Source organism: Streptosporangium amethystogenes subsp. fukuiense (assembly GCF_042665875.1).
In the GTDB taxonomy this organism is placed as follows: Bacteria; Actinomycetota; Actinomycetes; order Streptosporangiales; family Streptosporangiaceae; genus Streptosporangium; species Streptosporangium fukuiense.
In genome coordinates this window covers 230,132-242,711 of record NZ_JBHTEE010000001.1, presented here as the reverse complement: position 1 = coordinate 242,711, position 12,580 = coordinate 230,132, and the positions used below count along the sequence as shown (strand labels likewise).

Genomic DNA, 12,580 nt, shown 5'->3' with positions numbered 1-12,580 from the left:
TTTCGCTAGTCATCGAGGAGTCGAGGCATGACCTCACACAATGAACAGTCTGCTGTCACCGTGCTCGGCCTGGGGCCGATGGGGCAGGCCCTGGCCGGGGCCTTCCTGGACGCCGGCCTACGGACCACGGTCTGGAACCGGACACCGGGCAAGGAACGGGAGTTGGTCGAGCGGGGCGCGGTCGGCGCTCGATCGCCCGAAGAGGCGGTCGCCGCAAGCACGTTGACCGTGGTCTGCGTGGTGAACTACGACGCGGCGGACGCCATCGTGCGACGCGACGCGGTCACCGACGCGCTCAAGGGGCGCACTGTCGTGAACCTGACCGCCGACACCCCCGGCCGGGCCCGGGACACCGCGACCTGGGCGGCCGAGCACGGTATCGGATACCTGGACGGTGCGATCATGACGCCGACCACGACCATCGGCACACCGGCCGCGGTGTTCCTCCACAGCGGCCCCGGCGAGCTTTACCGGGAGCACCGATCGGTGCTGGACGCCCTGGGGGGCACCCACACCCACCTCGGTGAGGAGATCGGCCGGGCGGCCGCGTACGACATCGCCTTGCTCGACATCTTCTGGACCGCGATGGCGGGCTATGCGCACGCGCTGGCGATGGCCATGGCCGAGGGGGTCACCGCGCGGGAGCTGGCACCGTTCGCCAAAGGCATCGGCGCGATCCTTCCGCCGATCTTCGAGCAGGCCGCGGAGGAGGTCGACAGCGGGAGGTTCTCCGGCGAAGACAACCCGATCACCTCGGCGGTGTCGTCCATGGCCCATATCGTCCACACCTCCGAGGCCCACGGCATCGACGCGAGCGTGATGCGCGCCGCCGAAGGCTTGGCGCGCCGCGCCATCGGGCGTGGCCACGGCACCGACGGGTTCCTCCGGATCATCGAGATCATGAATCCCCGCTGAGAGAGCACCCCTGCCAAGTCCTTCAGAGGCGCGACCCGTGCCGGCTTGCTGCGGTCACACCTTCTCAAGCGCTCACTTCACTCGGATCGGCTGACTGAGCGCTTCAGGGCCGGCCTTCCCACCGCGAAAGGCGGCCGTGCTCCCGCGGATCACGAGTTCGGTGCCCAGTTCCACTCGCCGCTGCTGGAGCGGCTCCCCCTCGGCCAGGCTGATCAGCATGGTGGCGGCCGTGGCGCCCATCTCGATCAGGGGCTGGTGGATCGTGGTGAGCGGCGGGATGGCCCAGCGACAGGAGGGCATGTCGTCGAAGCCGATCACACTGAGGTCGTCCGGGATGCGTAGTCGCAGCTCGTGGGCTGCGTGGTAGACACCGACGGCCTGGCCGTCGTTGGCCGCGAAGATCGCGGTAGGTGGCTCGGGCAGCTTCAGCAGTCGGCGGGTGCAGGCCAGGCCGTCCTCGATCTGAAACGTCCCCTGGCAGATCAGGTCGGGGTCGACCGGCACACCGGCGGCGTCGAGGGCGGCACGGTAACCGTCCAGGCGTGCCCGGCCGGAGAGCGCGTACTCAGGCCCTGTGATCATCGCGATCCGGCGGTGACCGAGTTCGAGAAGATGACGGGTGGCCTCCAGGCCGCCGCTCCAGTTGGTGGCCCCCACCGAAGGTACGCCGCGGCCGGGATCCCCGGCCGGATCCAGCACGACCAGGGGGACCTCGCGAGTGGCCAGCCGTACGCGCTGCTCCTCCGTGGGACCCGAGAACACCGTGATGACGCCGGTGGGGCGGCGGCCGAGCACGTCCTCGATCCACCGGTGTCCCGGGGTGTGCCGGCCGCCGAGCTCGGAGATCACCACGCTCAGGCCGTGCCGCCGGGCGACCTGCTGGACGCCCTTGACGATCTCTATCGGATAGTCGCCCGCCAGCTCGTGAAAGACGACCTCGATGAGGCCCGCCGGCTTGATGCGGCGGCGTTGCCTGCGGTAGCCGTGCTCTTGGATGAGGCCCTCGACCAGGGCGCGGGTCTCCGGGCCGACCTCCGAGCGGCCGTTGACGACCTTTGAGACGGTGGCCATGGAGACCCCGGCCAGCTCGGCGAGCTGAGAGAGGGTCAACGGTTTGGAAGAGGCCGAGTCGGCGTGGGGGGATTCCTCGGTCGAGGTCATATAGGGAGTGTATCGGGCGACTTTCGGTCTCTCGGCATGGCCGTTTTCGCTGCTCCTTCCCCCTTCCAGCCCGCTTCGCCGGACACTTGGAACGATCATTGATCCGACAACTATCGGTTGTCAACAGAAAATTTCCACCGGCCGGCTCGGGCTACCCGGGTCGTCAAGCAGGGGCCGTCGAGAAAGTTAGCTGAATTCAGCCGGAATTCTACGGTTGCCAACTGGTAACTTCTGTGAAACTTTCACATGCGCGGGCAGCGCGACATGATCTCCCTCCGGGCGAATGCCCAGGCCGGGAAACATGTCAGCGGCAATGCCCAGGTCAGCGAGGGTTGTGACTCATTGACCTGGATCGGACAGTCGGATGTACTCCGCGTCAACACATCCACGGGAGCAGGCCATGGAGATCTGGAGTCTCGAATGTTAGCGATAACAGATTTCGGCGGCCGCTGTCCCCCAGCCGTGGCCAAGGAGCGACGGATGCCTCCCCCGTCTCGACCTCGTGCCCAAGAAGGAACCGGCATGCCCCCCACTGCGATCCTGACCGTCGCCTCGAAAGCACGACGAACCCTCACTCTCACGATCGCCGCAGCCCTCGGAGCCGGCGTCATGGTGGCCATCCCGTCGGCCGTCTCCGCCGCGGAGACCACGCTCGGGGCGGCGGCCGCCCAGTCGGGTCGCTACTTCGGCGCGGCCATCGCCGCCGGCAGGCTCGGTGACTCCACGTACGTGAACATCCTGAACCGCGAGTTCAACTCGGTCACCGCCGAGAACGAGATGAAATGGGACGCCACCGAGCCGTCGCGCGGCTCGTTCAACTACACCAACGGCGACCGCATCGCCAACCACGCCATCGCACGCGGCATGAAGATCCGAGGCCACGCCCTGCTGTGGCACGCCCAGATGCCCGGCTGGGCACAGAGCCTGTCCGGCTCGACGCTGCGCAGCGCCGCCATCAACCACGTCACCCAGGTCGCCACCCACTACCGAGGCAAGATCCACTCCTGGGACGTCGTCAACGAGGCCTTCGCCGACGGCACCTCCGGCGGACGGCGTGACTCCAGCCTCCAGCGGACCGGCAACGACTGGATCGAAGCCGCCTTCCGCGCCGCCCGCGCCGCCGACCCCGGCGCCAAACTCTGCTACAACGACTACAACACCGACGGCATCAACGCCAAGAGCACCGGCATCTACAACATGGTCCGCGACTTCAAATCACGCGGCGTCCCGATCGACTGCGTCGGTTTCCAGTCCCACCTGACCAACTCCGTCCCTGGCGACTACCAGGCCAACCTCCAGCGCTTCGCCGACCTCGGCGTCGACGTCCAGATCACCGAACTCGACATCTCCGGCTCCAACCAGGCCAACGTGTACGCCACCGTCACCCGCGCCTGCCTGAACGTCGCCCGCTGCACCGGCATCACCGTATGGGGCATCCGCGACAGCGACTCCTGGCGCACCGGCCAAAACCCCCTGCTCTTCGACGCCGCCGGCAACAAGAAGGCCGCCTACACCTCGGTGCTGAACGCGCTGAACGCGGCCACTCCCAACCCGAGCCCCACTCCCACTGTCACGCCGCCCCCGGGTGGGCCGTGCCGGGTGGGTTACACCCTCAACGCCTGGAACAACGGATTCACCTCGGCGATCACCGTCACCAACACCGGCTCCTCCGCGATCAACGGCTGGTCGCTCGTCTTCACCCTGCCCTCGGGCCAGAGCATCACCGGGGGATGGAACGCCACCTACTCGCCCGCCAGTGGCCAGGTGACGGCACGCAACGTGAGCTACAACGGCTCGATCCCCGCCGGAGGCTCGGTCGAGATCGGCTTCCAGGCCACCCACACCGGCAACACCGCCGCCCCCTCCGCCTTCACCCTCAACGGGAGCACCTGTTCCCGCGCCTGAACTCCCGGGGGACCGAGCGGACGGCTACCCGGCGACGTCGGGCCGTACAGGTCCTGCCGATCCGGCATGCCCGCTTCCTGCCCCGTTCACGGAGAACAGCCGGACCTGCGGCGTGACCTGACCGCACACCGCGCCCCGGTCCCGTCGTCCGCCAGGCGACGGGACCGGACACCCCCTCCGGTAACCCCCCAGAGAAAGGAACGCCCGTGTCCCTGAGCCGCAGGCAGTTCGGCAAGGCCGCACTGACGTCGGCCGCCCTCGCCACCACCGGCGTGGTCGGTTTCCCCCGAGCGGCGTACGCGGCGAACGCCGCGTACGTCTTCGGCTACTTCACCGAGTCCCCGAGCCAGCAGGCCGCCGACTACGGCCTGCACCTGGCGGTCAGCCGGGACGGCCTGAACTGGACCCCCCTCAACCAGAACAACCCCGTGGTCACCCCCACGGCCGGCCAGCTGGGCCTGCGCGACCCGCAGATCTTCCGGAAGCTCGACGGCACCTTCGTCGTCGTCGCCACCGACCTGAAGGGCCTCAACTTCGGCACGCCCAGCCAGTACCTGCATGTCTGGGACTCGGTCAACCTGACCAACTTCACCGGCTACCGCCGCCTGCGGATGCACACCACCGGCGGCCACACCTGGGCCCCGACGGTCTTCTACGACAACTCTCGCGGGCAGTACGGCATCGTCTACTCGTTCAACACCGGCGGCCGGGACATCCTCGCGGTCAACTACACCTCCGACTTCCAGTCGGTCGGCGCGCAGCAGACCTTCTTCAGCCCCGGCTTCAACGTGCTGGACGGCGACATCGTGGTCGACGGTTCCACGACGTACCTCTACTACAAGAACCTCAACGACGGGAACCTGTACGGCTCCCGCTCCGCCACGGGCCAGCCCAACAGTTTCACGACCTACACGAGCGGGATCCGCATCGGCAACGCCATCGAGGCGCCGTTGCTCCAGAAGACCAACGAGGGTGGCTGGCGTCTGTGGGGTGACTCCTTCAGCCCGGTCAACAACGACTACTACCTGTGGTCGTCGTCGAACATCGGCGCGAACGCGTGGTCGGCGGTGAACCAGCGCGACTACACCCCGCCGTTGAACTCCAAGCACGGTTCGATCGCCGGGATCACCGACGCCGAGTACAACGCCCTGGTCTCCCGGTGGGGCCTGCCGAACTGGGTGCGGCTGAAGTCGTCGAACCTCCCTGACTATTTCGTACGGCACGCCAACCGGATCGGGCGGATCGACCCCTACCCGTTCGACCCGTATCGGGAGCAGCTGTGGCGGATGGTGCCGGGGCTGGCCGACTCGGCCGGGGTGTCCTTCGAGGCGGTGAGCGTGCCCGGCAGCTTCCTGCGCCACAGCAACTACGCGATCCGGCTGGACCCGAACGACAATTCCACGACCTTCCGCGCCGACGCGACGTTCTATCGGGTGGCCGGGCTGGCCGACGGGAGTTGGTCGTCGTTCCGGTCGTACAACTTCCCGACCCACCACCTGCGGCACCAGGGCTACGTACTGCGCATCGACCCGATCAACGCGTCGTCGAGCGCCGCCGACCGGCAGGACGCCACATTCCGGGTGACGTCATGATCAAAATGTTAACGCTAACAAAATTCTCCGGAGGAGGACGTATGCATTACACCAGGCGAAATCGCCTGCGCGTACTGCTTGCCGCCATCACCTCGGCCATACTCGTCGGCACCCTGCTCACGCTCGTCACGCCCGCCGCGAACGCGGCGACGGTCGACACCGGCGCCTGGTACGTCCTGGTCAACCGCAACAGCGGCAAGGCCCTGGACGTCTACAACCTGGCCACCAACGACGGCGCCCGCATCACCCAGTGGACCCGCAACAACGGCAACCAGCAGCAGTGGCAGTTCGTCGACTCCGGCGGCGGCTACTACCGCCTGAAGTCCCGCCACTCCGACAAGGTCCTCGACGTCCACAACTTCTCCACCGCCAACGGCGGCGCCATCGTGCAGTGGGCCGACCTCAACGGCACCAACCAGCAGTGGCGCCTGGCCGACTCCGCCGGCGGCTACGTCCGCCTGATCAACCGCAACAGCAACAAGGCCCTGGAGGTCCAGGGCGCCTCCACCGCCGACGGCGCCAACATCGTCCAGTACGACGACTGGGGCGGCAACAACCAGCAGTGGCAACTCGTCCAGGTCGGCAGCGGCCCCGACCCGACCCCCACCCCGACCACGGGGGGCGACTACACCAATCCGGTCGTGTGGCAGGACTTCGCCGACGGCGACATCATCCGGGTCGGCGACGCCTACTACTACTCGGCCTCGACGATGCACTACTCGCCGGGCGCGCCGATCCTGCGCTCCTACAACCTGGTCGACTGGGAGTACGCGGGCCACTCGGTCCCCCGGCTCGACTTCAACTCGAACGCCTACGACCTCAACGGCGGCAGGGCGTACGTGAAGGGCATCTGGGCCTCGACCCTCAACTACCGGCCGAGCAACAGCACCTACTACTGGATGGGCTGCGTCGAGTTCAACCGCACCTACGTCTACACCGCCTCGGCGGTCGACGGCACCTGGACCAAGCGCTCCCAGATCAACAACTGCTACTACGACGCCGGCCTGCTCGTCGACGACAACGACACGATGTACGTCGCCTACGGCAACGGCACGATCAGCGTCGCCCAGCTCTCGGCCGACGGGCTCAGCCAGGTGCGCGCCCAGCAGGTGTTCCAGACCCCCTCCAGCGTCGGCACCCTTGAGGGCGCCCGCTTCTACAAGCGGAACGGCTACTACTACATCTGGCTGACCAAGCCCGCGAACGGCCAGTACGTGCTGCGCTCGACCAGCCCGTTCGGCCCGTACGAGATGCGCCAGGTCCTGCTGAACATGCCCGGCCCGATATCCGGCGGCGGCGTGCCCCACCAGGGCGGGCTCGTGCAGACCCAGAACGGCGCCTGGTACTACATGTCGTTCGTCGACGCCTACCCCGGCGGCCGGGTGCCCGCTCTCGCACCGATCACCTGGACCGGCGACGGCTGGCCCACGATCCAGACGGTCAACGGCGGCTGGGGCGTCAACTACCCGAAGCCGAACATCCAGACCTCGAAGACCGTGCGGTCGATGATCGGCTCGGAGACGTTCACGTCGAGCACGCTCGGCCACCAGTGGGAGTGGAACCACAACCCCGACAACACCAGGTGGTCGACGGGTAACGGGCTGCGGCTGCAGACCGCGACCGTCACAGGCGACCTGTACAACGCCCGCAACACCCTGACCCACCGCATCCAGGGGCCGTCGTCGACCGCGACGATCGAGCTCGACTACTCGCAGATGGCCAACGGTGACCGCAGCGGCCTGGCCATGCTCCGCGACCAGTCGGCCTGGATCGGCCTCAAACGCGACAACGGGACGACCCGCGTCGTGATGACCAACGGGCTGACCATGAACAGCAGCTGGCAGACCACCGGCACCGGCACCGAGGCGGCGAGTGCCAACGTCTCCGGCGGCCGGATCTGGCTGCGGGTCAACGCCGACATCCGGCCCGGCTCCGGACGGCAGGCCCGCTTCTCCTACAGCACCGACGGGACCAACTTCACCTCGTTCGGACCGGCCTTCACGTTGAACAACGCCTGGCAGTTCTTCATGGGCTACCGCTTCGGGATCTTCAACCACGCCACCCAGTCCCTCGGCGGCGCGGTGACCGTGCGCCGCTTCGACCTCACGACCCCGTAAGAACCACCCCAACCCACCCAATCGCTCCGCGTCAGATGAAATCGGAGTACATCATGAGAACAAGACCCCTGGCCGTCATCGCGGCGGCGGCCACATTGCTGATGAGCCTCTTCGTGGCCGTCCAATCCGCGAACGCGGCGACGGTCGACACCGGCGCCTGGTACGTCCTGGTCAACCGCAACAGCGGCAAGGCCCTGGACGTCTACAACCTGGCCACCAACGACGGCGCCCGCATCACCCAGTGGACCCGCAACAACGGCAACCAGCAGCAGTGGCAGTTCGTCGACTCCGGCGGCGGCTACTACCGCCTGAAGTCCCGCCACTCCGGCAAGGTCCTCGACGTCCACAACTTCTCCACCGCCAACGGCGGCGCCATCGTGCAGTGGGCCGACCTCAACGGCACCAACCAGCAGTGGCGCCTGGCCGACTCCGCGGGCGGCTACGTCCGCCTGATCAGCCGCCACAGCAACAAGGCCCTGGAGGTCCAGGGCGCCTCCACCGCCGACGGCGCCAACATCGTCCAGTACGACGACTGGGGCGGCAACAACCAGCAGTGGCAACTCGTCCAGGTCGGCAGCGGGCCGAACCCGACCCCGACGCCGACCCCGACCGGCACCTGCGCTCTTCCGTCGACGTACCGCTGGACGTCGACCGGCTCGCTGGCGAACCCGAGGTCCGGGTGGGTCTCGCTCAAGGACTTCACCGTCGCCCCCTACAACGGCAGGCAACTCGTCTACGCCACGACGCACGACAACGGGTCGAGCTGGGGTTCGATGAACTTCGGCCTGTTCACCAACTGGTCGGAGATGGCCTCGGCCAGCCAGAACGCGATGAACTCCGCCACCGTCGCCCCCAGCCTGTTCTACTTCGCCCCCAAGAACATCTGGGTGCTCGCCTACCAGTGGGGCGGCCCTGCCTTCTCCTACCGCACCTCCACCGACCCCACCAACCCGAACGGCTGGTCGGCACCGCAGACGCTCTTCTCCGGAAGCATCACCGGCTCCGGAACGGGCCCCATCGACCAGGCGGTCATCGGTGACGGCACGAACATGTACCTGTTCTTCGCCGGCGACAACGGCAAGATCTACCGGGCCAGCATGCCCATCGGCAACTTCCCCGGCAGCTTCGGCTCGAACTCGACCGTGATCATGAGCGACACGACGAACAACCTGTTCGAAGCCGTCCAGGTCTACAAGATCCAGAACGAGAACCGCTACCTCATGATCGTCGAGGCGATCGGCTCGCAGGGCCGCTACTTCCGTTCCTTCACGGCCACCAGTCTGAACGGTACCTGGACACCACAGGCCGCGACCGAGAGCAACCCCTTCGCCGGCAAGGCCAACAGCGGCGCCACCTGGACCAACGACATCAGCCACGGCGAACTGATCCGCACCAGCGCCGACCAGACCATGACCGTCGACCCCTGCAACCTGCAGTTGCTCTACCAGGGACGCAGCCCCAACTCCGGCGGCGACTACGGCCTCCTGCCCTACCGGCCGGGCCTGCTGACACTGCAGCGCTGACGGCGTGACCCGGGTCCGGCTCGGGTGTTCCTGATGTTCGCGGCAAAGGCGCATGCCGAATCGGGTGAGCGTCGTCACGGCATGCGATCAGGACCGGGTGGATCCAAAGCGGCGGGCTCGGCGCAGGCCGAGCCCGCCCGGGTCACGCGGAGAGCCCAGATCATCTCCTGAACCGGTCCCGGGCGCGGAGGGAGGTAGCGCCCACCGCCCCGGGACCACGCCCCCGTCATCACGTCTCTAAGGGAGACAACAGGTGAGACCTGCTCTGCGCACGGTCCTGTGCACCGTGGGCCTGCTTCTAACGGCAATGCTGTTCCCGTTGTCGGCCAGGGCCGACAACCCGATCGTCCAGACCGTCTACACCGCCGACCCGGCGCCGCTCGTCCACAACGGCCGCGTCTACCTCTACACCGGTCACGACGAGGACGGCTCGACGTACTTCACCATGCGCGAGTGGCGGGTGTACTCGTCGTCGGACATGGCGAACTGGACCGACCACGGCTCCCCGATGAACCTGGCCACCTTCGCCTGGGCCGACGCCAACGCGTGGGCGGGCCAGGTCGCCTATCGCAACGGCAGGTTCTACTGGTACGTGCCGGTCCGGGACCGCGCCTCCGGTTCGATGGCCATCGGCGTCGCGGTCGCCGACAGCCCGACCGGGCCGTTCCGCGACGCCATCGGACGTCCGCTGGTGAGGAACGGCGAGATCGACCCCACGGTCTTCATCGACGACAACGGTCAGGCCTACCTGTACTGGGGCAACCCCAACCTCTGGTACGTCCGGCTGAACACAGACATGATCTCCTTCTCCGGCAGCCCGACCCAGATCCCGCTGACCGCCGCGGGATTCGGCGCGCGCGGCGGCAACACGAGCCGTCCCACCCTCTACGAAGAGGGGCCCTGGATCTTCAAGCGCAACGGCCTCTACTACAACGTGTTCGCCGCGGAGTGCTGCTCGGAGTTCATCGCCTACTCGACGGCTCCCAGCGCCACCGGGCCGTGGACCTACCGGGGGACGATCATGCCCCGCCAGGGCGGCAGTTTCACCAACCACGCCGGAATCGCCGACTTCAACGGCGGGTCGTACTTCTTCTACCACAACGGCGCCCTGCCGGGCGGGGGCGGTTTCACCAGGTCGGTGGCCGTGGAGAAGTTCACCTACAACGCCGACGGCACCTTCCCCACCATCAACATGACCACCGCCGGCCCCCCGCAGCTGGGAACGCTGAACCCGTTCGTACGCCAGGAGGCCGAGACCATCGCCTGGGCATCGGGGGTCGAGACCGAAGCCTCCACCGAGGGCGGCATGAACGTCGGCTTCATCGAGAACGGCGACAACATCAAGGTCAAGGGCGTCGGCTTCGGCACCGGGGCGTCGTCCTTCACCGCCCGGGTGGCCTCGGGGTCGAGCGGCGGCAGCATCGAACTCCGCCTGGGCAGCGCCACCGGCACGCTCGTCGGCACCTGCGCCGTCCCGGGGACCGGCGGGTGGCAGAACTGGACCACCGTCACCTGCCCCGTCAGCGGAGCCACCGGAACCCGCGACCTGTATCTCCGCTTCACCGGCGGCAGCGGCTACCTGCTCAACCTCAACTGGTGGCAGTTCACCCCGAGCGGCGGCAGCGGCGGGAACCTGCTGACCAACGGCACCATGGAGAACGGCACTGCGGGCTGGACCAGCTCCGGCGGCACCCTGTCCTCCGCCACCGATGTTGCTCACGCCGGCAGCCGGTCCCTGCTCAACTCCGGCCGTACGGCCGCCTGGCAGGGCCCCCACCAGAACGTGACGTCGGCCCTGACCAACGGCAAGAGCTACACCACGAGCGTCTGGGTGCGCTCACAGAGCGGCACTCCCAGCGCGAAGGCGACCCTTACGCTCACCGCCGACGGCACGACGAACTACCTCCAGCTCACCCCGGCGCAAACGGTGAACACGAACGGCTGGACCCAGCTCACCGGCACCGCGACCGTCTCGTGGACCGGCACGCTGACCAACGCCTCCTTCTACGTCGAGACGGCCGCCGGAACCGACGGCCTCTACATCGACGACGCCTCCTTCCAATGACCGGACAGAAAGGAGTCATCCCATGTCCAGGCACAGATCCCTGCTCACCGCCATCACGGCCGCGGCGCTTCTCGTCCTCTCCATGGGTACCGTGGCGATAAGTCACAGTGCGGGCGCGAGCACGTCGAGCAGCGCCCTCGCGGCGACCGCCGGGTGCGGCAGGACGCCGACACTCCAGAACGGCACCAACACGATCCAGAGCAGCGGCAAGAACCGCAGCTACATCCTGAGGATCCCCACCGGCTACGACAACCGGCGGCCGTACCGGCTGATCTTCGGCTTCCACTGGCTGGGCGGCACCGCCACCGACGTCGCCACCGGCCAGACCGTGCAGCGCGACGTCTGGTCCTACTACGGGCTCCAGCGGCTGGCCGGCGAAAGTGCGATCTTCGTCGCGCCGCAGGGCTTCAACAACGGCTGGGCCAACAGCGGCGGCGAGGACGTGACCTTCGTCGACGACATGATCCGGCGGATCGAGGCCGACCTCTGCGTCGAGACGACGCAGCGTTTCGCCCTCGGTTTCAGCTACGGCGGCGCCATGAGCTACGCGCTCGCCTGCGCGAGGGCCGACGTCTTCCGCGCCGTCGCGGTCTACTCCGGCGGACAGCTCAGCGGATGCGCCGGCGGCACCCAGCCGATCGCCTACTTCGCGGCGCACGGCCTGCGGGACGGCGTGCTGAACATCTCCGGCGGGCGGTCGATGCGAGACAGGTTCGTCCGGAACAACGGCTGCACCGCCCAGAACCCGCCCGAGCCCGGCCAGGGCAGCCTGACGCACCGGAGCACCACTTACGCGGGCTGCGCGGGCGGCCGTCCGGTCGTCTGGGCCGCCTTCGACGAGGGGCACATCGCCGCCCCGCAGGACGGGGCACCCGGCGACAGCGGTTCCAGGACATGGCTGCCGGGAGAGACGTGGCAGTTCTTCAGCCAGTTCCAGTCGACCCCGACCCCCACTCCGACCCCCACCCCCACCCCGACCCCGACTCCGTCGGGACCGGTCACGGGGGCGTGCGCCGCGACCATCCGGGTGACCAATTCGTGGCAGGGCGGCTTCCAGGGTGAGGTCACCGTGCTCGCGGGCAACTCCGCGATCAACGGCTGGACCGTCAACTGGACCTGGCCCGGCTCGCAGACCGTCACCCAGATCTGGGGAGGCGTCCGGTCCGGCTCCGGCTCGACCGTGACGGTACGCAACGAGACATGGAACGGCTCGCTCGGCGCCGGCGCGAGCACGACCTTCGGCTTCCTCAGCAACGGCGCACCGGCCACCCCGGCGGCCACCTGCGTCAGTCCGTGACCGTG

Annotated in this window: 8 protein-coding genes; 7 read left to right on the top strand and 1 reads right to left on the bottom strand. The window is 67.9% G+C overall.

Going from position 1 to position 12,580, the window contains the following annotated elements:
- Window positions 1–27 precede the first annotated feature (27 nt).
- On the top strand, window positions 28–915 hold the full coding sequence (locus tag ACFQVD_RS01035; RefSeq protein ID WP_343969483.1) for an NAD(P)-dependent oxidoreductase: 888 nt from the start codon (window positions 28–30) through the stop codon (window positions 913–915).
- Between the two features lie 72 nt (window positions 916–987).
- On the opposite strand, the gene ACFQVD_RS01030 is transcribed toward ACFQVD_RS01035, so the two are convergent.
- Complete coding sequence (locus ACFQVD_RS01030; RefSeq protein ID WP_343969480.1) at window positions 988–2,076, bottom strand: LacI family DNA-binding transcriptional regulator; 1,089 nt, start codon at window positions 2,074–2,076, stop codon at window positions 988–990.
- A 522-nt stretch (window positions 2,077–2,598) separates the two neighbouring features.
- Between ACFQVD_RS01030 and ACFQVD_RS01025 the strand changes: the two genes are divergently transcribed.
- The 6 genes from ACFQVD_RS01025 to ACFQVD_RS01000 all read left to right on the top strand — a co-directional run bounded on the left by ACFQVD_RS01025 (window position 2,599) and on the right by ACFQVD_RS01000 (window position 12,575).
- Entirely contained in the window at window positions 2,599–3,981 is a 1,383-nt protein-coding gene (locus ACFQVD_RS01025; RefSeq protein ID WP_343969477.1) for an endo-1,4-beta-xylanase, read from the top strand.
- A gap of 206 nt (window positions 3,982–4,187) precedes the next feature.
- Window positions 4,188–5,573, top strand: coding sequence for a glycoside hydrolase family 43 protein (locus ACFQVD_RS01020; RefSeq protein ID WP_343969474.1), 1,386 nt, complete (start codon window positions 4,188–4,190; stop codon window positions 5,571–5,573).
- A 41-nt stretch (window positions 5,574–5,614) separates the two neighbouring features.
- Window positions 5,615–7,690, top strand: coding sequence for a family 43 glycosylhydrolase (locus ACFQVD_RS01015; RefSeq protein ID WP_343969471.1), 2,076 nt, complete (start codon window positions 5,615–5,617; stop codon window positions 7,688–7,690).
- Window positions 7,691–7,791: 101 nt separating this feature from the next.
- Window positions 7,792–9,213, top strand: a complete 1,422-nt coding sequence (locus ACFQVD_RS01010) for a non-reducing end alpha-L-arabinofuranosidase family hydrolase (protein WP_386274468.1) — start codon at window positions 7,792–7,794, stop codon at window positions 9,211–9,213.
- A 253-nt stretch (window positions 9,214–9,466) separates the two neighbouring features.
- Window positions 9,467–11,278: a family 43 glycosylhydrolase gene (locus tag ACFQVD_RS01005; protein WP_343969465.1), complete on the top strand. Its 1,812-nt coding sequence runs from the start codon at window positions 9,467–9,469 to the stop codon at window positions 11,276–11,278.
- 22 nt (window positions 11,279–11,300) lie between these two features.
- Complete coding sequence (locus ACFQVD_RS01000) at window positions 11,301–12,575, top strand: cellulose binding domain-containing protein (RefSeq protein WP_343969462.1); 1,275 nt, start codon at window positions 11,301–11,303, stop codon at window positions 12,573–12,575.
- Window positions 12,576–12,580 lie beyond the last annotated feature (5 nt).

Coding starts and splice junctions, on each gene's coding strand:
- ACFQVD_RS01035 (WP_343969483.1), top strand. CDS start 28: ATGACCTCACACAATGAACAGTCTGCTGTCACCGTGCTCGGCCTGGGG.
- ACFQVD_RS01030 (WP_343969480.1), bottom strand. CDS start 2,076: ATGACCTCGACCGAGGAATCCCCCCACGCCGACTCGGCCTCTTCCAAA.
- ACFQVD_RS01025 (WP_343969477.1), top strand. CDS start 2,599: ATGCCCCCCACTGCGATCCTGACCGTCGCCTCGAAAGCACGACGAACC.
- ACFQVD_RS01015 (WP_343969471.1), top strand. CDS start 5,615: ATGCATTACACCAGGCGAAATCGCCTGCGCGTACTGCTTGCCGCCATC.
- ACFQVD_RS01010 (WP_386274468.1), top strand. CDS start 7,792: ATGAGCCTCTTCGTGGCCGTCCAATCCGCGAACGCGGCGACGGTCGAC.
- ACFQVD_RS01000 (WP_343969462.1), top strand. CDS start 11,301: ATGTCCAGGCACAGATCCCTGCTCACCGCCATCACGGCCGCGGCGCTT.